This window comes from Robertkochia sediminum (assembly GCF_016786255.1).
In the GTDB taxonomy this organism is placed as follows: Bacteria; Bacteroidota; Bacteroidia; order Flavobacteriales; family Flavobacteriaceae; genus Robertkochia; species Robertkochia sediminum.
The window spans coordinates 70640-92432 of record NZ_JADMKT010000074.1 but is presented as its reverse complement, the minus strand read 5'-3'; the positions used below and the strand labels follow the sequence as shown (position 1 = coordinate 92432).

The 21793-nt window shown below is 46.2% G+C and carries 28 protein-coding genes and 2 tRNA genes; 10 read left to right on the top strand and 20 right to left on the bottom strand.

Annotation, left to right across the window (positions count from 1 at the left end; genetic code table 11):
* Positions 1–5 precede the first annotated feature (5 nt).
* Together IS446_RS07295 and IS446_RS07290 are read right to left on the bottom strand one after the other, a co-directional pair.
* A complete protein-coding gene (locus IS446_RS07295) occupies positions 6–1523 on the bottom strand; it encodes an aromatic hydrocarbon degradation protein (RefSeq protein ID WP_203059363.1) in 1518 nt (505 codons plus the stop codon).
* A gap of 53 nt (positions 1524–1576) precedes the next feature.
* Positions 1577–2806: a hypothetical protein gene (locus IS446_RS07290; RefSeq protein ID WP_203059361.1), complete on the bottom strand. Its 1230-nt coding sequence runs from the start codon at positions 2804–2806 to the stop codon at positions 1577–1579.
* Positions 2807–2901: 95 nt separating this feature from the next.
* On the opposite strand from IS446_RS07290, the gene proS reads away from it, so the two are divergent.
* The 6 genes from proS to IS446_RS07260 all read left to right on the top strand — a co-directional run bounded on the left by proS (position 2902) and on the right by IS446_RS07260 (position 6670).
* Complete coding sequence (gene proS, locus IS446_RS07285) at positions 2902–4377, top strand: proline--tRNA ligase (protein ID WP_203059359.1); 1476 nt, start codon at positions 2902–2904, stop codon at positions 4375–4377.
* 85 nt (positions 4378–4462) lie between these two features.
* Positions 4463–4534, top strand: a tRNA-Glu gene (locus tag IS446_RS07280).
* A gap of 65 nt (positions 4535–4599) precedes the next feature.
* Positions 4600–4671, top strand: a tRNA-Glu gene (locus IS446_RS07275).
* A gap of 79 nt (positions 4672–4750) precedes the next feature.
* Positions 4751–5005 (top strand): 30S ribosomal protein S20, encoded by a 255-nt coding sequence (gene rpsT / locus IS446_RS07270; protein WP_203059357.1) that lies wholly within the window; start codon positions 4751–4753, stop codon positions 5003–5005.
* Between the two features lie 125 nt (positions 5006–5130).
* On the top strand, positions 5131–6063 hold the full coding sequence (locus tag IS446_RS07265; protein WP_203059355.1) for a peptidylprolyl isomerase: 933 nt from the start codon (positions 5131–5133) through the stop codon (positions 6061–6063).
* 61 nt (positions 6064–6124) lie between these two features.
* Positions 6125–6670 (top strand): YfiT family bacillithiol transferase, encoded by a 546-nt coding sequence (locus IS446_RS07260; RefSeq protein WP_203059353.1) that lies wholly within the window; start codon positions 6125–6127, stop codon positions 6668–6670.
* Positions 6671–6691: 21 nt separating this feature from the next.
* On the opposite strand, the gene IS446_RS07255 is transcribed toward IS446_RS07260, so the two are convergent.
* Entirely contained in the window at positions 6692–7249 is a 558-nt protein-coding gene (locus IS446_RS07255) for a thioredoxin family protein (protein WP_203059352.1), read from the bottom strand.
* 235 nt (positions 7250–7484) lie between these two features.
* Between IS446_RS07255 and IS446_RS07250 the strand changes: the two genes are divergently transcribed.
* Together IS446_RS07250 and IS446_RS07245 are read left to right on the top strand one after the other, a co-directional pair.
* Complete coding sequence (locus IS446_RS07250) at positions 7485–7793, top strand: phosphoribosylpyrophosphate synthetase (protein WP_203059351.1); 309 nt, start codon at positions 7485–7487, stop codon at positions 7791–7793.
* Between the two features lie 10 nt (positions 7794–7803).
* Positions 7804–8142, top strand: coding sequence for a tRNA-binding protein (locus IS446_RS07245; RefSeq protein ID WP_203059350.1), 339 nt, complete (start codon positions 7804–7806; stop codon positions 8140–8142).
* 66 nt (positions 8143–8208) lie between these two features.
* Here the strand turns inward: IS446_RS07245 and IS446_RS07240 are convergent, their stop codons facing one another.
* Entirely contained in the window at positions 8209–9273 is a 1065-nt protein-coding gene (locus IS446_RS07240; protein ID WP_203059349.1) for an alpha/beta fold hydrolase, read from the bottom strand.
* A 286-nt stretch (positions 9274–9559) separates the two neighbouring features.
* On the opposite strand from IS446_RS07240, the gene IS446_RS07235 reads away from it, so the two are divergent.
* Both IS446_RS07235 and IS446_RS07230 read left to right on the top strand, forming a co-directional pair.
* The gene (locus tag IS446_RS07235; protein WP_203059348.1) at positions 9560–10315 is read left to right on the top strand and encodes an SDR family oxidoreductase; all 756 of its coding nucleotides are present in this window, start codon (positions 9560–9562) and stop codon (positions 10313–10315) included.
* Positions 10316–10595: 280 nt separating this feature from the next.
* Entirely contained in the window at positions 10596–11180 is a 585-nt protein-coding gene (locus tag IS446_RS07230; protein ID WP_203059347.1) for a TetR/AcrR family transcriptional regulator, read from the top strand.
* A gap of 244 nt (positions 11181–11424) precedes the next feature.
* Here the strand turns inward: IS446_RS07230 and IS446_RS07225 are convergent, their stop codons facing one another.
* The 16 genes from IS446_RS07225 to IS446_RS07150 all read right to left on the bottom strand — a co-directional run bounded on the left by IS446_RS07225 (position 11425) and on the right by IS446_RS07150 (position 21686).
* The gene (locus tag IS446_RS07225) at positions 11425–12627 is read right to left on the bottom strand and encodes a DUF418 domain-containing protein (protein ID WP_235996440.1); all 1203 of its coding nucleotides are present in this window, start codon (positions 12625–12627) and stop codon (positions 11425–11427) included.
* A gap of 10 nt (positions 12628–12637) precedes the next feature.
* Positions 12638–12853 (bottom strand): PLDc N-terminal domain-containing protein, encoded by a 216-nt coding sequence (locus IS446_RS15590; RefSeq protein ID WP_394370962.1) that lies wholly within the window; start codon positions 12851–12853, stop codon positions 12638–12640.
* A gap of 42 nt (positions 12854–12895) precedes the next feature.
* Complete coding sequence (locus IS446_RS07215) at positions 12896–13417, bottom strand: hypothetical protein (protein WP_203059344.1); 522 nt, start codon at positions 13415–13417, stop codon at positions 12896–12898.
* Between the two features lie 69 nt (positions 13418–13486).
* Positions 13487–13894 (bottom strand): hypothetical protein, encoded by a 408-nt coding sequence (locus IS446_RS07210; protein WP_235996439.1) that lies wholly within the window; start codon positions 13892–13894, stop codon positions 13487–13489.
* 10 nt (positions 13895–13904) lie between these two features.
* Entirely contained in the window at positions 13905–14126 is a 222-nt protein-coding gene (locus tag IS446_RS07205) for a hypothetical protein (RefSeq protein WP_203059342.1), read from the bottom strand.
* A 99-nt stretch (positions 14127–14225) separates the two neighbouring features.
* Positions 14226–14864 (bottom strand): hypothetical protein, encoded by a 639-nt coding sequence (locus IS446_RS07200; protein WP_203059340.1) that lies wholly within the window; start codon positions 14862–14864, stop codon positions 14226–14228.
* 8 nt (positions 14865–14872) lie between these two features.
* Positions 14873–15313 (bottom strand): hypothetical protein, encoded by a 441-nt coding sequence (locus IS446_RS07195; RefSeq protein ID WP_203059338.1) that lies wholly within the window; start codon positions 15311–15313, stop codon positions 14873–14875.
* 181 nt (positions 15314–15494) lie between these two features.
* Positions 15495–16427, bottom strand: a complete 933-nt coding sequence (locus IS446_RS07190) for a DUF5996 family protein (protein WP_203059336.1) — start codon at positions 16425–16427, stop codon at positions 15495–15497.
* Between the two features lie 190 nt (positions 16428–16617).
* On the bottom strand, positions 16618–17451 hold the full coding sequence (locus tag IS446_RS07185) for an alpha/beta hydrolase family protein (RefSeq protein WP_203059334.1): 834 nt from the start codon (positions 17449–17451) through the stop codon (positions 16618–16620).
* 76 nt (positions 17452–17527) lie between these two features.
* Positions 17528–17869 carry an SdpI family protein gene (locus IS446_RS07180; protein ID WP_203059332.1) on the bottom strand — a complete coding sequence of 114 codons (342 nt, stop codon included), beginning with the start codon at positions 17867–17869 and terminating at the stop codon, positions 17528–17530.
* 32 nt (positions 17870–17901) lie between these two features.
* Entirely contained in the window at positions 17902–18135 is a 234-nt protein-coding gene (locus tag IS446_RS07175) for a PLD nuclease N-terminal domain-containing protein (RefSeq protein WP_203059330.1), read from the bottom strand.
* A gap of 127 nt (positions 18136–18262) precedes the next feature.
* A complete protein-coding gene (locus tag IS446_RS07170) occupies positions 18263–18481 on the bottom strand; it encodes a hypothetical protein (RefSeq protein ID WP_203059328.1) in 219 nt (72 codons plus the stop codon).
* 73 nt (positions 18482–18554) lie between these two features.
* Positions 18555–19487 (bottom strand): RluA family pseudouridine synthase, encoded by a 933-nt coding sequence (locus IS446_RS07165; protein WP_203059326.1) that lies wholly within the window; start codon positions 19485–19487, stop codon positions 18555–18557.
* A gap of 65 nt (positions 19488–19552) precedes the next feature.
* The gene (locus tag IS446_RS07160; protein WP_203059325.1) at positions 19553–20407 is read right to left on the bottom strand and encodes a C-GCAxxG-C-C family protein; all 855 of its coding nucleotides are present in this window, start codon (positions 20405–20407) and stop codon (positions 19553–19555) included.
* A 99-nt stretch (positions 20408–20506) separates the two neighbouring features.
* Complete coding sequence (locus IS446_RS07155; RefSeq protein ID WP_203059324.1) at positions 20507–21268, bottom strand: hypothetical protein; 762 nt, start codon at positions 21266–21268, stop codon at positions 20507–20509.
* A 31-nt stretch (positions 21269–21299) separates the two neighbouring features.
* The gene (locus IS446_RS07150; protein ID WP_203059323.1) at positions 21300–21686 is read right to left on the bottom strand and encodes a DUF7670 domain-containing protein; all 387 of its coding nucleotides are present in this window, start codon (positions 21684–21686) and stop codon (positions 21300–21302) included.
* Between the last annotated feature and the right edge of the window lie 107 nt (positions 21687–21793).

The window sequence follows — 21793 nt, the reverse complement described above, 5'->3', positions numbered from 1 at the left end:
GTGCTTTAAAACCTAACAGAATAACTCACCACCCAATTATTGGTCTCATTGGCAATGAGGGCCGGAGTGGTGATACCCTGCGGATAGAGTCGGGAGCGACTATCGCGCTCGGCGGTGCTCCACGCCAGATCTATGGCGCTGCCTCCGAAGTCTAGTCCTAATCCAAGGGAATAGCCCTGCAGGTCGCCGATGGTCACTGCATTGCGATACGGACTTTCTTCAAAGCGGTATCCGCCCCTGAAGCTCCATTTTCCAAATCTGAATTCTGCGCCCATTCTCAGGGTTGATACGGCCTGAAGTTCGTTGCTTATGGTCGTGTTCTGCGCTGCAAAGAAAGGGTCGCTGGTTGGGCGTAACCTGGCATTGCTCATATCCTGATAGGTGTAGTCAACACTGATCAGTCCGGACTTGCCCAGAACCATGGCGCCACTGGCAGTAAGTTTAGATGGTATTCTTATGCTGTAATCGGGAAAGCGGTAGATCACATTTGGATACACTTCGACGAGATCGATCTCCCCGGTATCGGCATCGAGAAGGTCGGTGTTTATACCTTGCCAGAGTTCGTCGGCCAGATCATACCAGGTAGGGGTCTGATAACTTCCTCCCAATCGAAGGCTATTGCCCACCTTGGCGATCACCCCGAAATTAGCAGAAAATCCGCTTCCGAAGGTGTTGAGTTCATTGTCAAATTGTGTGTACTGTACGAAAGAATCCTGGTCGTAATTAAATTCGTCAAAGCGAATGATCCTTCTGCGATCTACGGCATGGAGGTTAAGCCCCATTCCGAAGTAGATGTTCTCGTTGTATTGCCCGCCCAGATTCAGGGTAAATTTACTATCGCTACCTCTTGTGGTGATGCGTTGTTCCTGGTCTACGCCGTTGTTCAGTGTTGCATTGGAAATGTATTGGTTATTATTTCCGGCCGGATCGATCACAAAGGCCTGGTAGCCTAAAAATCCTTGCTGGGCATCAAAGCCAAGTGAATTTCCAATGGCGATATAGGCATCAGCTACCGTTTCTCCGGAGAGTACGCTCAGGTCATCGGGTGAGAAACCGTTGGCATTGGCCACGAAGTAATCGGCGATCGATTCGCTGCCCCTTCCTAAGATAAAGATGTCGTTATCAAAATTGTTTTGCAGATCGTAGTTAAATGCCAGGGTAAACTTATTCCACTCGCTGTTTTGATCCCTGTTATTGAATACCAGTACGCCGCCAACCTGGTTGATCTCGTAGGTGGTATTCGTTCGGTTGCTGAAAGACCCGCCGTAATTCGACAGGTTCTTGTTTCTATAGGAAGCACCGGTAAAGGTGAACTCCGAATATTTGAATACGGCCGAGGCTGCGGGATTGTTGTTCAGTGCCGAAAGGTCGCCGCCGAGGGCTCCAAAGGCGCCACTTAAGGCACGATATCGCGCTGTTCCCACAAGGTCTGTAGTACCCAGATCAGTAACGTCGGTGATGTCCTGGGCCCAAATGGCGGGTACGGACAGGCCGGCAAGGATCATTGTTAGAATATGTTTCATTACAATGGTGTTTTAGGGGTTATAAAGAAAGCGACTCTAAGTTGTGGGGTGGTTTAGATTCCACCGCCACCGCGTGCTCCGCCACCACCGCCACGGGCACCACCGCCTCCGCCACGGGATCCGCCTCCGCCGCCACGACTTCCGCCTCCACCGCTGCTACGAACGCTGCCTCCGCTACCGCGGGAATAGGATCCGCCGCTTGGTCTGCTTCCGCTTGACGGACGGGTAGTAGTAGGTCTTCTTGTGGTATTACCGCGAGAATAACCAGAGTTACTTGGTCTTCCTGTACTTCGGTTAACATTACCGGAGTTGTTGTATCTTCTGTTTACTGTGCTGTTTCTGTTTCCAGTAGAGTATCCGCGGTTCCCCACGCTAACGCGTGCGCTGTTCGAATATCCGCGTCTGGCAGTGCTCTGACGACTGCTGTATCCTGGTCTTCGGGCTGTACTTCTGTTACGGTCGGTATACCCTGCACTACGCTGTGCCTGGTAGCGACGACTGCTGGCTATGCTGTTGTAATTGCTGTAACGACTTCCTCTTCGGGTATTTGAATAAGCGTATCTAGATGAGCGGTAAGGCCAGTTACCGTAGTAATTGGTGTACCCCCAAACCGGACTCCAATATCCGAATCCGAATCCGGGACCGTACCATCCGGGCCCCCATCCGAGACCCCAGCCCCATCCGCCGGTCCAACCGTATCTGGAACCGTACCAAGGACCCCATCCTGGCCCCCAAAAGGGATCATACCACCCGGGACCCCAGCCCCAACCGGGACCCCAGCCGCCCCAACCGGCACCCCAGGCCCAGTTGTTCCATCCCCAACCGGCGCCCCAGGCACCCCAGCCCCAGTTGTTGACGAAGGTGATGTCTACCCCCTGAGGATTGTCACCCCATCCGGGGTTCCCCATTTGGTATTCCAGGTCGTAATTTACATTATTGATGTTTTCCTGAGCTAATGCTATACTGTCCATGCTGCTGTAATCCTCTACATCGGTAAATACATCGGTTGAATCCATTTGTCTCAGGGCACCTTTAAGCGTCTCTGAAGTATTGCTGAAGTAATTCTCGAAATTGGTCATAGCTACAGATTCTTGCTCTTTTGGAACAGGTTTCTGAGCCTGAGGTCTTTCCTGATCTTCGTAGTATACAATATCATCGCTGTAAATACCATCACTTCCCGAGTAGGAAGCGGCTTCAAATGAGCCACATGAAGCTCCCAGCATTCCGAGGGTCAGAACGCCAATGAACTTGCTTATTTTATGCGTAGCGATATAAGATTTCATACAAAAGATTTTATTGTTGAACATAGTAAAATTAGTTAGTTTTGCCAAACTAATCTCAGCACTACAGATTCAATATCTGTGCCAAACTAAAGTAAATGGGTAAGAAATTAACAAAACGAGCAGAGGATTATTCAAAATGGTATAACGAACTGGTGGTCAGGGCAGACCTTGCAGAGAACTCAGGCGTACGTGGCTCTATGGTGATCAAGCCGTACGGGTATGCGATATGGGAAAAGATGCAGGCAGAGCTGGACCGTATGTTCAAGGAAACAGGCCATGAGAATGCATATTTTCCGCTTTTTATACCTAAATCTTATTTGAGCAGAGAGGCCGATCACGTAGAAGGATTTGCCAAAGAATGTGCTGTGGTTACCCACTACCGCCTCAAGAACGCAGAAGATGGAAGTGGAGTTATCGTGGACCCCGATGCCAAGTTGGAGGAAGAGCTTATTGTACGTCCTACCAGTGAGACCATTATCTGGGATACCTATAAGAAATGGATTCAGTCGTATCGCGACCTTCCGGTAAAGGTGAACCAGTGGGCCAACGTCGTGCGTTGGGAAATGCGTACCCGTTTGTTTCTTCGTACTTCAGAGTTTCTCTGGCAGGAAGGACACACGGCTCATGCTACTAAGGAGGAGGCCATTGAGGAAGCTGAGTTGATGATGAACATCTACGCAAAGTTTGCCGAAGAGTTTATGGCGGTTCCTGTAGTTAAGGGACTAAAGACCGAGAGTGAGCGCTTTGCAGGAGCTCTTGAGACCTATTGTATCGAGGCATTGATGCAGGACGGAAAAGCACTGCAGGCCGGAACCTCACACTTCTTAGGACAGAACTTTGCCAAGGCCTTTGATGTAAAGTACGCCACTAAGGACGGAAAGCAGGAATATGTTTGGGCCACTTCATGGGGGGTATCTACCCGCCTGATGGGTGCCCTGGTGATGACCCATAGTGACGATAACGGATTGGTGCTGCCTCCAAAGCTGGCGCCTATACAGGTGGTGATCGTTCCTATATATAAAGGAGAGGAGCAACTCGATGCGATCTCAGAAAGGGTAGCAGGTTTGGTACAGGAACTACGCGCTAAGGGTATTTCTGTGAAATTTGACAACCGCGATACGCATAAGCCGGGATGGAAGTTCAACGAATACGAACTAAAAGGAGTGCCGGTGCGTTTAGGTATTGGTATGCGCGATATGGAAAACAACACCTTCGAGGTGGCCCGAAGAGATACCCTGGAGAAACAAACCGTAGCTGCCGATCAGGTGGTCGATCATGTGTCGGCCCTGTTGGAAGACATACAGGAGAATATCTTTAAAAAGGCTATAGACTACCGGGCAACTCATATTACGGAGGTCGATACCTTTGAGGATTTCAAGGAAGTACTGGAAAATAAAGGCGGATTTATATCAGCGCATTGGGATGGTACTGCCGAGACCGAAGATAAGATCAAGGAGCTTACAAAGGCTACGATTCGCTGTATTCCGCTGGATGCCAAAGCGGAAGAAGGTGTATGTGTTTACTCGGGGAAACCTTCGGGTAGAAGGGTGCTGTTCGCAAAAGCCTACTAACCGAAAAAAAATCAATTTTTTTTCCAAGAGCGCTTGCAGAATTTAAAAATGTTAGTACATTTGCATCCGCAATCAAGAAAAAAATGGTCCGTTCGTCTAGGGGTTAGGACGCCAGGTTTTCATCCTGGTAGCAGGGGTTCGAATCCCCTACGGACTACGAAGATTAAGTTTATTGATTATTACCCGCCACATGCAAATGTGGTAATCCCGAAAGGGATGGATGGTCCGTTCGTCTAGGGGTTAGGACGCCAGGTTTTCATCCTGGTAGCAGGGGTTCGAATCCCCTACGGACTACTGAATATTGTAAAAAAAGTTTACGTAGAACAGGCAAATTAATGAATGTTCTACCTCTGATTAAAAGAATTAGGAAAAGATGGCAAATCACAAGTCGGCGTTAAAGAGAATCAGAAGAAACGAGGCAGTTCGTTTGAGAAATAAGTACCAGCACAAAACTGTTCGTAATGCGATCAGAAAGCTGAGAAGTACAGAAGACAAGAAGGAAGCTGCTACTATGTTGCCAACCGTTGTTGCTATGATCGACAAACTGGCTAAGCGCAACATTATTCACACGAATAAAGCTTCAAACCTTAAGTCTAGCCTTACTAAAAGAGTTAACGCTCTTGCATAAGGTTCGCTAAAAGGACAATATAACAGAGCGCCCTCCACGTTGGAGGGCGTTTTTTTATGGCCCTATGCGGGCCATAGCATTCTCCGGAATGTCTTAACTTTGCACCATTAAAAATATTTCAGCAGATGGAAAACGGGATATACGCAAAATTCAATACTTCAAAAGGAGAGATCCTTGTAAAACTAACCCACGATAAAACCCCGGGAACGGTAGGGAACTTCGTAGCCCTGGCCGAGGGAAATATGGAGAATGCTGCCAAGCCTCAGGGGAAACCGTATTACAACGGACTCAAATTTCACCGTGTGATCAATGATTTCATGATTCAGGGAGGTTGTCCGCTCGGAACCGGAACCGGTGATCCTGGGTATAAGTTCGACGATGAGTTTCATCCGGAACTCAAACACGATGCACCTGGTGTACTTTCTATGGCCAATGCAGGACCGGGAACCAACGGGAGCCAGTTCTTTATTACCCACGTGGCAACACCGTGGTTAGACAATAAGCATACGGTTTTCGGATTTGTGGAATCCGGTCAGGATGTGGTAGACACCATTGCTCAAGGCGACGAGATCGAAAGCCTGGAGATCGTGCGCGTTGGGGATGATGCTCAGAACTGGAATGCGATCGAGGCCTTCCGTACCTTCGAAAAAAGCAGAGAAAAGCGCATAGCTGAAGAAAAGCAAAGAGCGGAAGCTGCACTGGAGAAGCTCGCTGCAGGATTCGATAAGACTGATAGCGGACTTCGTTATAAGATCATTCAAAAAGGAGATGGTGTAAGTCCTGAGAAAGGCGATACCGTTTCTGTGCATTACAAAGGACAATTGGATAACGGACAAATATTTGATTCTTCATACAAGCGCAATCAGCCTATCGATTTTAAACTGGGTGTTGGGCAGGTGATCCCTGGATGGGATGAAGGGATCTCATTGCTTCGTGTTGGCGATAAGGCCCGCTTGGTGATCCCATCGCATCTGGCATACGGACGTTCAGGAGCAGGAGGTGTTATTCCACCGGATGCTAACCTGATCTTCGATGTGGAGTTGGTCGACGTAAAATAAAGCGTTAGCACTTAACGATATAAGGATCCTGTTGCCTAAATTTGGGTAACAGGATTTTTTTATGGAAGAAAAACAATTAGAGGGGTTAAAGTACCCCATAGGCAGATTTTCCCTTCCGGAGACCCCGGATCAGGAGGCGATAGCGCATAGCATAGCCATTATCGAAGGGTTTCCCACCCTACTGGGAAATGCTGTAGTCCATTTGTATACGTCTCAGCTCGAGACACCATACAGGCAGGGAGGATGGACCGTAAAGCAACTCATTCATCATATTGCAGATAGCCATACTAACGCCTATGTGCGTTTTAAATGGGGACTTACAGAAGATCGCCCGCAGATCAAGGTCTATAAGCAGGATGGTTGGGCAGGCCTGGCAGATGGCAAGGACGCCCCGGTAGAGCTTAGTTTAAATATGTTGACGGCGCTGCACGAAAAGTGGGTGTATTTACTCAAAGGCATTACCCCCACCCAATGGGAACGAGCTATTTTTCATCCCGGATTCGGGAAAGAAATTTCTCTGGCCCAACTGGTATGTCAGTACGCCTGGCATTGTGATCATCACCTGGCGCATATTACCAATCTTATCGAACGGGAAGGGTGGTCCTAATACGTGCTTTTGATCCCGGGATCAGGATTTCCATTTGATATTACAGCCTATGGAAGGTTTTTGCTTTTTATAGGTTTTCATACCCATCAGGGTGGCGTCTAAGGCTGTGCGTATGTCGCGTCCGGAGATGGGCAGACTGTTTCCCGGACGGGAATCGTCAAACTGACCGCGGTAAATAAGTTCCAGCTGGGCGTCGAACACATAAAAATCGGGCGTACAGGCTGCGTCATAAGCTTTGGCTACCTCCTGGGTCTCATCATAGAGATACGGGAAGATATAATCGTTCTCCTCTGCATTGAGCTTCATCTTATCGGGAGCATCATCCGGATAATTTTCCACGTCGTTACTGGAGATCGCCACGAAGCCTACATCCTTAGGCATATAGTCCTTGGCGAGTTTAGAGATCCCTTTGGTGATGTGCTTTACAAAAGGGCAATGATTGCAAATAAACATGACCACTGTGGCCTTTTCGCCATATACATCACTGAGTTTTAATTTTTTTCCGGAAACGGTATCGAGGAGTTCAAAGTCCGGTGCTTTGGTTCCTAATGGAAGCATATTGCTTTCTGTTCTGGCCATAAAATGTGTGTTTTCGTTCTTTCTTTTAAGATACGATTATTATGTGATTCTCCTAAAGTTATTGCCTTCCTTCCTGCCAATTCCGACTTGTATATATGTGACAGGAAATTTGGACGGGCCTCCTAGGTTTTGTAACTTTTTGATTGTTAAGAGTTAAGAGTTAAGAGTTAAGAGTTAAGAGTTAAGAGTTAAGAGTTAAGAGTTAAGAGTTAAGAGGGACGTAAGATGAGATATTATGAAAAAGGCGTATGAAAGTTTGTCGGTGGCCATTAATGCGTTGCGGGAAGAAGGATATACCTGTGATTTTAACCTCCGGGAAAAGGGATTGAAGAACAATAAACGCGGTACTTTGCACGAACCACAAGATCTTCGTGTGATCACCTATTACCGTTTCGAAGGCAAAACCAATCCCGGCGATAGCTCGGTGTTGTATGTGATCGAAGCCGCCAATGGCGAAAAGGGATTACTGGTAGATGCCTATGGAGCATATTCCGGACAGATCTCTCAGGAAATGCTGGATAAACTTAAAATGGATAAACATTAAACCCGTATAGATGAGTACGATTTCCTGGAGCGATTTTGAAAAAGTAGAGATCCGTATTGGTACGGTCGTTGGGGTTGAGCATTTTCCGGAAGCCAGAAAGCCGGCTTATAAGATCCGGATCGATTTTGGTGCCCAATTGGGCGTGCGTAAATCTTCTGCCCAGATCACCGATATTTACGGACATATGGATCTTTTGGGCAAGCAAGTAGTGGCCGTGGTAAACTTCCCACCCAAACAGATCGCCAATTTTCAAAGTGAATGCCTTGTTCTCGGGGTTGTTGGAGATGAGAAAGGCGTCGTACTATTGCAGCCGGAACGAGAGGTGCCCTACGGTAGCAGGATACTGTGAACCACGGTGCTTAACATCAGTCGGGGGATACAGCGGGTACAACTCAAAGAGATGCCCCCCTTGGGTTTAATCATACCTCTTGTAAAAATCTAATGTGGCGTTAAGTGTTTGCGTGCGCTGCTCGTCCTGTTCAATAAGCAGTTCGTGTTCGGCGCCTTCAACTTCATAGGCCACGCATTTTTTTCCGGCATCTTTTGCAGCAGTGATAAACTTTTGATGGGCATAGGGGGCTACAATACTTTCGTTTTCGGCAGAAAAGAGAATGAACGGAGTTTCTATTTGGTCGATATGATCGTACAGGTATTGAAATTGCTTGCACGATTCGCGAAGCCAGCGGTAGGTAGCTCCTCCAAGGCGGGCTTCCGGCACTTCGGCATAGGCTGCGATCATTCTGTCGTAGCGCACTTTTGAACCGGTTAAGGCATTATTCTTAAAGGATAGGGAATCTTCCTTATAGGCTGTTTGTCCCACAGCGTACTTCGGCTTTTCGCCTACCAGCACTTTTGCGGCACTGCATATTGGGGCTTTCAATCCCAACATAGGAGAGCTGAAAGCCGCTGCGTCAAAATCTTCAGGGAACTGCTCCAGGTAGGTCATGCCAATGGCACCTCCCATAGAGTGGGCCAGGAGGTAGGTGTGGTCGTAATTTCGCGGGGCAACGTGATCGTTGTAAAACATTTTCATATCGTCTATATAGGCCTGAAAGGCTTTTACATAACCCATCTGAGGGTCGTCGGTCATTCGTCCAGACTGGCCCTGGCCGCGATGATCGTGTATGTATACCGAATAGCCGTTGCGGTAGAGGTCGTAGATCACCTCTTTGTATTTGATGGCAGCCTCCGTTCTTCCCGAAGAGATCACGATCGCCTTTTCAGTGTCGGGATGCTCGAATTTTTTATAATAGATGCTGATGTTTCGCTTGCCCTCAAAGGTTCCTTCTTCACCCGAATCATAGAACTTATCGATCTCCCTGCTATGGGTCGTATCCAGGAGTTGTGTTTCTGTGGTTAACTGGTACCTGGTATCGCTGCTGAAGAACCGGAAGAAATTTCGGTTGCAAGACGATACCAGGAGCATTCCTGAAATGAACAGGAAAACAAAGACATGACGGTGAATTCTGAATACTGGCATATAGATAAAATTATAGCTACTTACGTTTTTAATAGGATGCAATGCAGGAGGTACCAAAAGTGCCCGCTAGTGCGAACAAGGGAAGATAAGGCAGGCAGGTCTAAGATAGGTATATCATTCAAATTGGCGTAAGAGAATAGTTATAATACATAGCGTAAGGGCTTAATGTGCAGATGGAACACCATAAAATTCAATTTTTATTTGGAACAAACGTTCTAATATATGTATGTTTGCAATGTAGAACGCACGTTCCAATAAAAATATTAAACTGAAATATTCAAAGAAAATGAGTCTATTAACAAACAAAGTAGCAGTAGTAACGGGTGGAAATAGTGGTATAGGTTATGCAACCGCCCAGGAATTGAAGAACAAAGGGGCGAAGGTGGTGATCACCGGGAGAGATAGCGACCGTGTAGAAAGCGCTGCCCGTGAACTGGGTGTAACGGGTATTGTGGCCGATGTATCGGATGTATCGGCGATCGATAGCCTGGTAGCAAAGGTAGCGGCACAGTACGACAAGGTCGACATCTTATTTGTCAATGCGGGGATCTTCCAGCCGGCACCGGTGGGACAGATCTCTGAGGCCATGTTCGACCATCAAATGGGGATCAACTTTAAGGGAGCTGTATTTACCATAGAGAAGTTTTTGCCCATTTTAAATGATGGTGCTTCTATCATCAACCTCTCGTCGGTAAATGCCTATACGGGAATGCCCAATACGGCCGTCTATGCCGCATCGAAGGCTGCCCTTAATTCGTACACCAGGACTGCTGCGACCGAGCTGGCACCAAGAAAGATCAGGGTGAATGCCGTAAATCCGGGGCCCGTAGCCACACCTATTTTTGGTAAGACGGGTATGGAAGAAGCCCAACTTAACGGATTTGCAGAGGCCATGCAGAACAGGGTGCCGCTAAAACGATTTGGTACGCCTGAAGATATTGCCAAGCTGGTTGCTTTCCTGGCTTCAGATGATGCGTTATTCATTACCGGGGGCGAATATAACATAGACGGGGGTATCAATATCAATCCGCTATTGGCCTAATTTTTTTATCATATTTTAGAATGATCATTCTTAATTGAAAGGCCTCTTATGTGATACGCGGTTGGTGCTGAGATATGCTAATGCAACCCTATCGCAAAAAAGGTTCAAGGGGTAAGTTCCCGGTAGTACTTCCCGAAGCGGTACTACCGGGCTTATCATTCAACCAGGTTTAACCATGACGTCTACGCTACCTGATGTAATTGACCTATGGTATCGTTAACCATCATATTTTTGGAATGCTTGTTCTGAAATTATTAAATTTGCGTCCAAAGCAACGATTATGCCCAGAGTAAAACTATTTGATGAAAATGAAGTCCTTACCAAAGCCATGCATCTGTTTTGGAAACAGGGATATGCTGCTACTTCGGTTCAGGACCTCGTGAGTCATTTAGGGATCAACAGGGCCAGCTTGTACAGCACCTTTGGCGATAAGGAGGAGCTTTTTAAAAAGGCCTTTGCCCTCTATCGTAAAACTAACAGGGAAGGACTGTCACAATTCTTTAACGACCGTCCGCAGGTCAAGGAAGGGCTCGCCGAATTATTTCATAACGCCATTCTGGAAGCGATAACCGATAAGGATAAAAAAGGCTGTTTTGTGGTCAATACCACCACAGAACTTGTTCCTAACGACGAGAGTATACTTGATATTTTGGAAACCAATAAACAGGATTTCGAAGCCCTCTTTTACCAATACCTGAAACAGGGACAGGAAAGTGGGCAGATCAAAGCAGGCCTCGATCTTCGCTCCACAGCTTCCCTGCTTTATACCCTTTACAATGGGATCAGGGTTGTGGCCAAGGTACGTCCCGATGAGCAACAATTATCAGCCTCAGTACAGGTAGCCTTGTCGGTATTGGAAGGCTAATTCACCTTAATTTTATAGGCGGTCCTTTTCCTAAAGGGACCAGGAAGTATGGAGTTATTTTCTTATTCGATATATTTCGAGGCTTCATATTCCCCATTCTTCACGCTACCTCTAAAGGGACCGTAGGCAAAGGTCGTCCCGTCTTCAGTGGGGAGTCCGTTTTCATCGAGAATGCACACCAAATAAATACGGTCGATGACCAATTGATCAGATCACTCCTTGAGGGTATAAAATGCCAAAATTTTCACCGTTCCTTTTTAAGGGCGAACACCTTTTGATAACTCAGGCAACGCCAGATCCATTCGAGGGGGCCGTATTTAAAATACGATAACCATATTTTACTAAAGATCACCTGGAGTGCAAAAACAAGGGTCGCCAGGAGGAGGGTTTTGGACGGACTAAAACTTTCGTATAGCCCCAGTCCGACGGAGGAGAACAGGAAAAGACCGATCACACTCTGGCCTATGTAGTGGGTAAGCGCCATTCGTCCGGCATATTTTAGCGGACTCAGTATTTTTTTCCATGTGGTGTTATACCATAGCCATCCCAGGAGCCAGAGATAGAACAGGCCCATGATCACATCTGATACTACCATGACCTTGATAAAAAGGGTGCGGAGCATAGCGGTTCTGTACATAGCGGTATCCGTAAGGACAAATAAGAAAAACAGGCGATAGACATTACTGATCACTGCCAGGGCTATAGCCGGTTTTTTGATGCGATCTATAAACTCATGGAGCGTGTTATATATCTTATTTTTTCCCAGGTAGACCCCAAGCAGAAACATGGCCATGGCAATAGGAGCCAGGAAACCGTAAAGCATAGGGATGTTAAAGACGTATTCTTTTAAGCGCAATACCATCCCCTCGAAATAGGAGCCTTGCGTAATGATATGATGTACAGTTGCCCCGGTTTGATCTTTAAGAATGACCTCCGGATGAAATTGCAGTAAGGAGAATAGCTGTTGGAGAAGCTGGTCGTAAAAGGGGAACAGGAGCAGTCCCAGTGATAAAAGCAACAGGGTTTTATTGGAGCATTTAATGAAGCAGACCAGAGGGAATCCGAGGAGTGCATATAAATGAACCACATCTCCAGACCAGAAGAGTACGATATGAAGGAGGCCAAAGATGAAAAGTAAGAACATTCTTCGGGGCAAAAACCAGCGGTCCGGGTTTCCTTTTTCTGACCGGTTTATGGTTTGCATGGCGATGCCCAACCCAAACAGGAGGGAAAAAATAGGGAAGAACTTCGTGTAGAAGAACAATTGAAGTATGCGTTCTGCGAGCTGGTCTATCCCGGAGGTCCATTGTTTCGCGAATTCATCCTGGTTAAGGAAGGTCGAATTCATGATCACAATATTGACCACGAAGATGCCATAGATGGCGAATCCGCGAAATACATCCAGGGGTTCAATACGCTGTTGGGTGGGGGTAGTTGGTTGAGGCAAGGAGAGATGGTTAACTGATCTTATGTTTTCGACCGTTCAATAAATACCAGAGTGACCCGAAAAATGGGACGAATAAAACCAATAACACAAAGGCGGTTTTTAGGTTGTTATTAAACTTATTCGTGGATACATCATACAGGCAAAATACCCAGAGGCCCAGAATAGCAATATTCAATAATTGCCAAAAAAAAAGTCCGAAACTGAAACCTGAATTAATGAGGCTCATCATAGTAGAGTTTAAGTGTAAATCATGTGTTACACAAATGTATTAATCATTCTTGTGTTTTACCCTGGTGAGATAGGCCAGCGGACCAATAAAAGGGATAAAGGTCACGATGATGGTATGCACCAATTGCTCATTTCCTTCTGTAGGTTGCCCAAGGATCCGACGTAAGGAGATGTACACCAAAATAAAATGAAGGATAAATACCATAAGGCCGATGAAGGGCATAAGCGGCAGTATCCCTGGTAGGGTGTCTTTGAATCCTGTTCCCCCTGAATTGTTAATATAAGACATATCAACGGGGTGATCGCCCATAGAGTTGATGATCCTGTTGAGCTGGAAAGCATCTGTTGATGAATTTACAGCAACCCGGAAGGGAATTTCCGCATCGGTATAAACGAATAGGTGTTTGTTGTTTTTTAGTTCAAGGTTTTTGATCGCGCCGGAGGGTGCAATTTCAGATAATAATTGTTCTTTGGAGATCTCCTGGTAGTCGTTTCCTCCACAGGAAATCAAGAGGCTGCTTAAGAACAGTAGGGTCATTACTAAATAAGTAGTCGATCGCATGGAATTGTGTTTTAGAATGCAGTTAAGTTTGTTCGTGTTTCAGAGGGAGAGGAACAAGTTGTGCTACCTTCACCCTGCAGCTACAGCTATTTTGGTTAATTCGGCATCTAGCTTGGCTAAAGATCCCGGATCAACGATTCCGGTATGGATCTTTAGTTGATGTTGATCGGTGGTCAGGGTATAGTCACCGGCGAATTTTTTAATCGTTTTAATTTCACTGAGGTTGATCTTTTTGGTAAAGGGTTTGTTCCCCCATATGTATCCGTTTTCAATGGTAATGTATTTGAAGATCTTCATATAGGCGTAAGACCCTAAATACAAAAAACCTATGAGCAGAAATCCATAGGCCGTCCAAAACGGCTCTGTGAATACAATATCCTGCAACCCGATTACAATCCATAAGATGCCGAAGATCAAGCTGTTCCTGAGCTGTTTTGCTGAATAGGGGATAATGATCTTTGAATGAAGCATGTCCATATTACCGGAATTATTCCTTGGCTAAACGCGCTTTTAACGCCTCGATCTCTTCTTCTTTATCTTCTACATCCAATTGATAGAACTTCATGGAAGTGAATAGGTAGGTAAGCCCAATGATCAGGTTGGTATCTGACGAGATCAGCCAGTGATCTTCCACAAATTTGGAAACGATGTATGCGGTAGCGCCGAGTAAAGCGGCAATGAAGGAAATTATGCGGAATGCTTTCTTCATCTTAAAGTCTGGTTTATGGTGCGTTAAGCAGATAAGGGTGAGTCAACTATGGTCCTAAAGTTAAGAAAATATTCTAAATACTGTAAGTTGTTAGGGAAGTTAACGAGGAGGCATCTTTACGTAAAAACGCCGGTCATCACCCGGGGCTATGAGCGAGTCTTTCCTTATGAGAAAACGTTCACTCCAAAAACGGGTGTTATAACTGTTAGAGTCTTCCTTGGGCAGGTAGATCTTTAGGTGAACAGGTAGTTCGGGTAATGCTGCTTTTGTAATCGTTAGCGGACTTGCCGCATAGAGGTCATCGACCACAAGCTCCTCCCAGATTTCGGGGAGCTCTTTTACAAGGATAATTCCGGAAGTTCCCTGAAGGTGTTTGATCGTTTTTCCCTTGTGAATAAGATAAACATCACCCTTATAAGACCTTCTATTGTTGAGGTCATGAATATCTATGGCCAGGGCAATACCTTTAGTATTAAGGGGAGCAGTTGTAAAATACGGTTGAGGAAAAGTTTGAGGTTCATGCTCCAGGATCAAGGTGTCATTTTTAACACGTATCTTTCCCGAACTTATATATCCACCATGATCATCAATTATGGTGGACATATGGAATGTAGAGTCGGTCAGGGTAATAAAGGACGACAGGCCTTTGTCCATGCCCTGATAGCTTCCCGTGTTTTGGGACTGAACCTGGGCAGTAAACAATATGACGATCGTTAGAAGATGTATATGCTTCGGCATCCTTTATTTTATTCGAACATAGTAAACGTCTCTGTATCGCCGGTTTTTAGCATCCCAAGTTTAGCCTCTGATACGAATTGCACGTGTCCTTTTTCAAGTTTTTCCAGGTCCGGATCCAGTGATCTGGCAAGTTCTCCTATCTCGTGTGCCATGGCCGCTTTCTCGGAAGGACTTAATGTCTTGAGATCAGAATCCTTCAGGGTAATGATTAGTTCATCGAGATTATTCAATTCAATATCTACGTTTTCAATATTGTATTGATCTTCAATGGTGTTGGAAAGAAGGTCCAGGGCTTTTAGCTTACCGGAAGTGTTTCCAAGGATGGCTGTGGCAAAGAAGCCCTCTCTGAATGCTTTTTCAGATGACTCTCGGTCGATAATCATATCGATGATCAGGATGGTGATCGCACCGATAAGAAAAAACTTTAGATCGCGTTTCGTGATTCTCATGGATCAGGTTATTTAAAATCAACTGTCAATATAGTGATTATATTCTATATAATGACAGAGTTTATAAGAAGTATAACGATCACACGGGAAATTGCGTTTTAGATCATTTCCTGTTCTTTGACCTGATGGTTTGCTATCAGGAGTATTTGGTTATTTTTTGATGATAGCATGTACAGCAGGGCTACTTTGTGTAGGACCTCTCCAAGTGTTTGCGATCCCAGTTCGAGGTGTTTGCTGCGGCTTCATAGGTGCTATGTAAAAAGGAAAACAGCATGCCTTCAGGGTCTTCTGCACATTGCACATCTTCGTATTTCAGAAAGAATTCACCCATCTCTTCACTGTAGAACGCCTGTTGCGGACTCACCCGTTGCTTCCCGAAATCGGGATGAGTGGGATAGGCGTAGGCGTAATAGGCCGGATAGGGGAAATCTGCCGATCCGGGCCAGAAGCCGGCACTGCTCACCTCATGTGAATAGGCTTCCTGCATGACGTCTAAAGGCATATTGGGCATCCCTCCCGGATGGACCGGGGCGTCTCTTCCCGAGAACCGGGTTACTGCGAGGTCGAATGCCCCCCAGAACAAATGCACCGGACTGGCTTTACCAATAAAATCACTTCTGAATTGTTGAAATACCTCGTTGCTTTTTAGCATAGCCAGCCAAAGTGCCGTAGCCTGGGATTCGTCGTAATTCTTATTCACTGTATTTTCTGCAAAGGGTATTGCCGGGTCCATTTCATTGGGACTGCCATGAATGGTTACCTCAATCCCCAAAGACCGGAGCTTTTCAAAGAGTTCCTTGTGAAAATCGGCTACGGTTCGTGGGTAGAGGCCCATGGAAGCGCTCCCTTTTTGTGAACATGTTATTTCCAGGTTGTGGGTCCTGAAGTCCATATCGATCTGGAATATGCGTCCGTTATGCGGGATAGATCCGGTAGTAAATCCCATCGGACTCACATATAAAGCGGTGTGCCACGAATGGTTTTGCCAGGGCATGGTACGTAGCCTGATCTTCCCTACGATCTGTATCCATTGGTGCAGGGTTTCGAGGGTGGGTTGTAGTTCAGGGAAATTCAGAATGGGCCAGTTTGCAGACAAATGAGTTTGTGAAGTCATGACGTATAAGGATTACGCAGTTGAATTGCAGTTTAGATCCTTGGTATGAATTGGGGTGCGGTACTTGTGTAAACGAAAGTTAGTGCAGTGTAAGAGAGGCGCCATCCGGAATTTCCGGTGGGTTCTTCGAAGGTAATCAATTATTGATAAAACTTCCAAGGTTCCTATTTAGAGGGGCTGTTCAAACGTTCTATAGGATCTCTTTCAGGAAGACAGGCCAAAGGGAGGATCTAAACGTTTCTTTGAAAACGCCGAAATGTCCGATACGGGCAACATGGTGATCTGCGGGTACGAGTGAGATGTGTTTGTTCTTAGCCTTTGTATATCGCTGGGCCATCCAATCTACAGCCTCTTTTGGAGCGAGGGTGTCATCGGCAATACTGAATGCAGTTAGGGGAGATGCGATCTTCTCATAAAAAGTAGCTTCAATACCGTGGTCACCGAACATATAATTAGGATGCATTCCCCATTTGCGCCATTGATTGGCCACCTCTTTAGGCAGGTTCTCCATGCCGGAGACCCTTTTAGATGGTAGGTACCCAAACATGTTGATCAGGGTGGGAAAAAGTACATGCCAGTTGAACCACATTTTATAGCGTGCAAAGCCTTTCCAATATTTCCAGTAACCCGATTGTGCGGCTACCAGTATTAACTTATCTGCGTGGGGTGATGAAGGTGCCAGACCGATAAGCTGTCCGCCAATGCTATGGCCCAGGATCACTTTTTTCTGTTCGGGGTAGTGTTTGGTCGCATATTGTAAAACGGCTTCGAGATCTTTACGGCCCCAATCGGAGAGTTGGTGTTGAAGTTGTTTTATGGGTGACCTCAGCGAGCGACCAATGCCTGTGTAATCGAAGGTGATCACGGTAATTCCGTTTTCAGCTAGGTAGCGGGCAAATTTTCGGTAGAATTCCTGTTTTACTCCTGTGGCCGATGCGATGATAAGAATAGCCGATGCTGAGGTTGACTCGTAAACGGTTGCCGCTAGTTCATTCGTGCCATTATAGAGGGTCAGGTCTTTCATTATAGCCTTATTGTGGCAGAGTTTAATATTCGATTACGGTTAATGGGTTGGCGTTATTTCGGGTACACCATGAAGTTTATGAAAATCTATTTTTAATGGCTTTCTCAATACGTAAGATCATAATGATCAACACGATGAGCTGCAGGAGCACTCCTAAGAACAGGGAAAGGGGAACGTTCAGGGTAACCATGGACAGAAGCAGTCCGAGGATGATCAAAAGCACGGCGGTCTTCACGAGTTCTTTGGCTGCGTAGCGCTGCGCAAAGTCCCAGGTTTCCTGGTTTTTCATGGCAGTGGATGTTCGGTAGCCGTAATACCAATTGATCTTTTTCGGTGGCCACTTGAGCATGATCCAACCGGCGATCAAAAAACAGGCGCCGGTAATTAGGGGAATTACAGACAGGGGACCGGGCATCATCGTTATGCTTTTAAGGGTGATGGGTTTGGTGCTTATAATGTTCTTTCTTGCGTAATAGCAGCTCTTCTCCCTATCAGGAAATAAAGGATGCTACCCACGAAATTAAAACACAGGATGGTGATCACCCAGATGAGTTTATCATATCCGTTAAATTCTTTTCTAAGGACATCGATAAGCGCCAGGATGGGTAATACCAGGAGTGTTAGGGAAATCGATAAAATAATAAGTAACTGCCATGGACCGATGGCTAAAAAAATAGTTTCCATGTTATGGACAATTAGTGTTGATCACTTCTAAATTGGGTAAAATTTTCTAAATAAAAAAATAATACACGTTAAGGAGAAGTGATGGGTGGATGAGCGTTAAGGAGCCTGAGTTTTATCAGCAAGAGGTTTACAAGGGCAACATGCCGGCCCACTTCATCAATAAAATGATCAGGAGGGTTACTCCGGTACCCACAAAAATGACGCCTTGCCAGCGGTAGGTTCTCGTAGACCACTGGTTCAATTCCGTTTTGCTCAGTTGCTTTTTGTAATACCCTCGGGTACTCCACCAGAATAACAACGAAGTAGTAATAAACAGAGCAAAGGCAAAGATCCATGTGGTAACCATAATGAAGCGGTTTTAGGTTGCGTTTATTACAATATAATTATTTTCTGAATAATAGGGGAATAGATCCCATCTTTCAGGTGGTGTCAGTTTCCTTATCCGGAAGAGCGGCATCGCCAAAGATCTTCTTATACTTTTGGGGAAGGGGATCTTCAAGGTATAGCGTTTCCCCGGTCATGGGATGTTCAAAACGAAGGGACCAGGCGTGGAGGTAGAGGCCTTTCCCCTTTAAGATGAGGTTGTCGTGAAAATAGGTTTGGTCTCCCAGGATGGGGTTTCCGATGCTGAGCATATGTTTTCGCAACTGGTGTGTTCTGCCCGTATGCGGACTTAATCGTACCAGGTTCAGGTGGCCGAATCGTTCAGAGGGTACACTGGCCATAACTTTGTGATCAGACCGGGCAGGCTGATGGTCGATGGCAGCGGTGGTAATACCTTCCGGTGTCATCTCCCCAATGGTTACGGCAAAGTAGGTTTTGATTATTTGCTTTTCGGCGAACATGGTATTCAGTGCCCTGATACAGCTCGCTGTCTTACCCACCAGTAAGATCCCTGTTGTGGGGTGGTCCAGGCGATGCACGGGTTGTGGGGTGGTTGCATCAGGTTGTGTGCTTATTTCCAGGTTCTGAGGAAGGGCATGGGCTATGGTCTTAAACTTGTTCCCGCTTACCGGAATTCCAGCAGGTTTATGAACCACGGCCAGGTATTCATCTTCATAGATCACCTTAAGCGGTAGTTCCAGTTGTGCGTGCCGGTCATCGGTTTCGGGGATGTTGAGGTTGATGTGTTCGCCACCGCGAATGATCGTAGCCGTTGAGGCCTTAACTCCATTTACCTTGACATAGGCTTTTTTGATGGCCTTTTTCAATGCCGATCTGGTGGGTACGGCCATAAAAATACCTGCCCCATACTCCTGTAATCGCATGGGAGTATGGAGTTCGGGCACGATATGATCTTCTGATATGGTGATGGTTTCTTTGGTATTAGATACTTCGATTAAATATACCATAATTTACCCGCAATCATACTTGTTTACAAACCGCAATGGCTAATGTAAAGGGAGGTGTTAAATGGTCATCCTTTTAGCGATCTGGATTCTGTAAGTGCATCGAGGAGTTCAGCGCATCCTCCTTTCTGTATAAAACGACTGTGTTGCAGAGGGCTTGTGAATGTGGTTCCGGTTATTTCGGAGCATAAGATCTTTTTACCTGTAACCCGGTCAAAATGCTGGGCGATCGCTTTCAGCCGGGGATCCTTGAAGGCAGACATATCCTTTTGTTCATTACTGTACCATTCCAGGGAACGCATCCATAGGGCGGCACTCAACGCCCCACATGCTTGTCCGCTTAATCCGAGTCCGCCGGCAAACCCCGCAACCATAACCGCCTGTTCTTCGGTAGCACCCATATTTATCGCTACCGTTGTTGCGCAGCTGTGGCAGGGGGTGTGGGGTGAAGGAGCCTCATTAGCTAACGCTTCAGCAGCAGATCGTACCGCTTCCGGAGCCCATTCCTGCGCGAGGTTGAAGCAGTGCAAGAACCTTCCGGAGAACATATACTTATAATAACTCCATTTATTGGAGAAGTCACATCTGGTAATGTCCCTGCAGTTCATGGTGCCTTCCCGCATATTGAATGAAACCATAACGTTTTGAGTGGCTTTTATAGCGATAGGAATGGCGAGGTTTCTATTGGCCGTACTGCGGTAAGCTTCAGCGCCTATGGCCAGGGAAGCACCCCAGAGCATTCCGCATTGATGACCTTTTTGAAGGATACCTCCGGCCAAGGCATCGGCAGCACGTTCTTCCAGTGTTTTTGGGTGACCAAATTCCCTGTTGAGTATATGAAAGAAGGTCCTGGAACAGGTGCCTAATTGCCGGAATACTTTTTTTCCATCATGGGGTCCGCTTGCAACATCATGAACATTCATTGGTTTAATGCTTTGAAAATGAAGCTGTAACCTACGAAAATAAACCCGGTGAAGAAATGATGTGCATCATTCTTGTATGTATGCGAGTTAATTTGACGGTTAAAAGGTCTGGATCACCCTCAATACGGCAGAGAAATCGGTGCCACCATCAAAAAATTTAGAGCCCGCCCCGAATTGGAAGGAGAATCCGTTGTCGTATTCCCGATGTACCTGTGGGAGAATGAGCAATTCCATTTCATTGTTATCGATACCCTGGAATGTGGGGTCAGAGTTGTTGATCTCCAGTCCGACTGCCGTGTGTTCATTGAGGTCGGCAAATACCGATGCATTTAGTAGAATGGTATGGTCTTTTTCGGCTTTGTCGTCGCCCGATTCGAGCATAACCCCAAAGAGTCCGATGGCGCTCCAAACCTCACTGAATCTATAAGCGGGGACATACAGCAAGCTTACCTCCAGCAGGTCTTCGTGGATGAAGGTTTCACCGATCACCTGGATACCGTGAATAAATTTGTTGTTTGAAGAATTGCCTATGGTCCATTGCACCGCGACCTTGTAGGCCTCCAGTTCCCAATCTTGCATGGGGAATTCCAGCTCTACGGCAAAGTTGTTAAAAACGGCATATTCGATCTCCGGTGCCCATTCTACACCTCTTGCTTTTGCATCGTTCAGGGGGAAGTCGGCCAGGGCATTGATCTCGAGTTCGCCCTGTCGAGCACCGAGGCCTCTAACCAGATCGAACATAAGGGGTTCAGGGATCTCTACAGCATGAATTGTATCATCTTCCTGGGCGTTGGTGTTCACAGCAATGAGCAAGAACAAAACGAAGATAAGGTGTGGTCTGATGGTGTAAATGGATCTCATGATGTGTGTTTTTGGTATGGGCATATGCAGGTCAGAGGAGGGATTGCTTCTTTTTTATTTTATAGCTTTTAATAAACAGGAGTCCAACCGCCACAAAGGGAAGGGTGATGAGCGCAATAATTTGGAGGCTCAGCCAGATCGATTTGTTCATTTGGTAGTTGTGTACAAAGACCAGAGGTGTAAAAACTAGTCCGATAGCTGTAAACAGGATTCCGCCCACCAGCTCCCATTTCCAGGCAATGATCAGGAATAGGGTAAGGATGAAGGAAGGGATGAGGTGCATGGTAAAGTCAAGGAGTTGCTCCCCCGGGGATTTTCCGGGTTGAAAAGCATCCAGGGCAAAAATACTTACGAACAGAATAGCCAGAATACAAAGTATTCGCGGTATCCAGTGTATGAATTTGATCTTCCCTTTCATCCCCTTGAGCTTAGATGCTCTATAGCAGGTTCCGGGACATGGTGAATACAGTTCTTAAGGCTTCTTAAATTTAGTGAGTTTTGTTGTTATCATCACTATGGTTCTAG

Coding starts and splice junctions, on each gene's coding strand:
- IS446_RS07295 (WP_203059363.1), bottom strand. CDS start 1,523: ATGAAACATATTCTAACAATGATCCTTGCCGGCCTGTCCGTACCCGCC.
- IS446_RS07290 (WP_203059361.1), bottom strand. CDS start 2,806: ATGAAATCTTATATCGCTACGCATAAAATAAGCAAGTTCATTGGCGTT.
- proS (WP_203059359.1), top strand. CDS start 2,902: ATGGGTAAGAAATTAACAAAACGAGCAGAGGATTATTCAAAATGGTAT.
- rpsT (WP_203059357.1), top strand. CDS start 4,751: ATGGCAAATCACAAGTCGGCGTTAAAGAGAATCAGAAGAAACGAGGCA.
- IS446_RS07265 (WP_203059355.1), top strand. CDS start 5,131: ATGGAAAACGGGATATACGCAAAATTCAATACTTCAAAAGGAGAGATC.
- IS446_RS07260 (WP_203059353.1), top strand. CDS start 6,125: ATGGAAGAAAAACAATTAGAGGGGTTAAAGTACCCCATAGGCAGATTT.
- IS446_RS07255 (WP_203059352.1), bottom strand. CDS start 7,249: ATGGCCAGAACAGAAAGCAATATGCTTCCATTAGGAACCAAAGCACCG.
- IS446_RS07250 (WP_203059351.1), top strand. CDS start 7,485: ATGAAAAAGGCGTATGAAAGTTTGTCGGTGGCCATTAATGCGTTGCGG.
- IS446_RS07245 (WP_203059350.1), top strand. CDS start 7,804: ATGAGTACGATTTCCTGGAGCGATTTTGAAAAAGTAGAGATCCGTATT.
- IS446_RS07240 (WP_203059349.1), bottom strand. CDS start 9,273: ATGCCAGTATTCAGAATTCACCGTCATGTCTTTGTTTTCCTGTTCATT.
- IS446_RS07235 (WP_203059348.1), top strand. CDS start 9,560: ATGAGTCTATTAACAAACAAAGTAGCAGTAGTAACGGGTGGAAATAGT.
- IS446_RS07230 (WP_203059347.1), top strand. CDS start 10,596: ATGCCCAGAGTAAAACTATTTGATGAAAATGAAGTCCTTACCAAAGCC.
- IS446_RS15590 (WP_394370962.1), bottom strand. CDS start 12,853: ATGAGCCTCATTAATTCAGGTTTCAGTTTCGGACTTTTTTTTTGGCAA.
- IS446_RS07215 (WP_203059344.1), bottom strand. CDS start 13,417: ATGCGATCGACTACTTATTTAGTAATGACCCTACTGTTCTTAAGCAGC.
- IS446_RS07210 (WP_235996439.1), bottom strand. CDS start 13,894: ATGGACATGCTTCATTCAAAGATCATTATCCCCTATTCAGCAAAACAG.
- IS446_RS07205 (WP_203059342.1), bottom strand. CDS start 14,126: ATGAAGAAAGCATTCCGCATAATTTCCTTCATTGCCGCTTTACTCGGC.
- IS446_RS07200 (WP_203059340.1), bottom strand. CDS start 14,864: ATGCCGAAGCATATACATCTTCTAACGATCGTCATATTGTTTACTGCC.
- IS446_RS07195 (WP_203059338.1), bottom strand. CDS start 15,313: ATGAGAATCACGAAACGCGATCTAAAGTTTTTTCTTATCGGTGCGATC.
- IS446_RS07190 (WP_203059336.1), bottom strand. CDS start 16,427: ATGACTTCACAAACTCATTTGTCTGCAAACTGGCCCATTCTGAATTTC.
- IS446_RS07185 (WP_203059334.1), bottom strand. CDS start 17,451: ATGAAAGACCTGACCCTCTATAATGGCACGAATGAACTAGCGGCAACC.
- IS446_RS07180 (WP_203059332.1), bottom strand. CDS start 17,869: ATGATGCCCGGTCCCCTGTCTGTAATTCCCCTAATTACCGGCGCCTGT.
- IS446_RS07175 (WP_203059330.1), bottom strand. CDS start 18,135: ATGGAAACTATTTTTTTAGCCATCGGTCCATGGCAGTTACTTATTATT.
- IS446_RS07170 (WP_203059328.1), bottom strand. CDS start 18,481: ATGGTTACCACATGGATCTTTGCCTTTGCTCTGTTTATTACTACTTCG.
- IS446_RS07165 (WP_203059326.1), bottom strand. CDS start 19,487: ATGGTATATTTAATCGAAGTATCTAATACCAAAGAAACCATCACCATA.
- IS446_RS07160 (WP_203059325.1), bottom strand. CDS start 20,407: ATGAATGTTCATGATGTTGCAAGCGGACCCCATGATGGAAAAAAAGTA.
- IS446_RS07155 (WP_203059324.1), bottom strand. CDS start 21,268: ATGAGATCCATTTACACCATCAGACCACACCTTATCTTCGTTTTGTTC.
- IS446_RS07150 (WP_203059323.1), bottom strand. CDS start 21,686: ATGAAAGGGAAGATCAAATTCATACACTGGATACCGCGAATACTTTGT.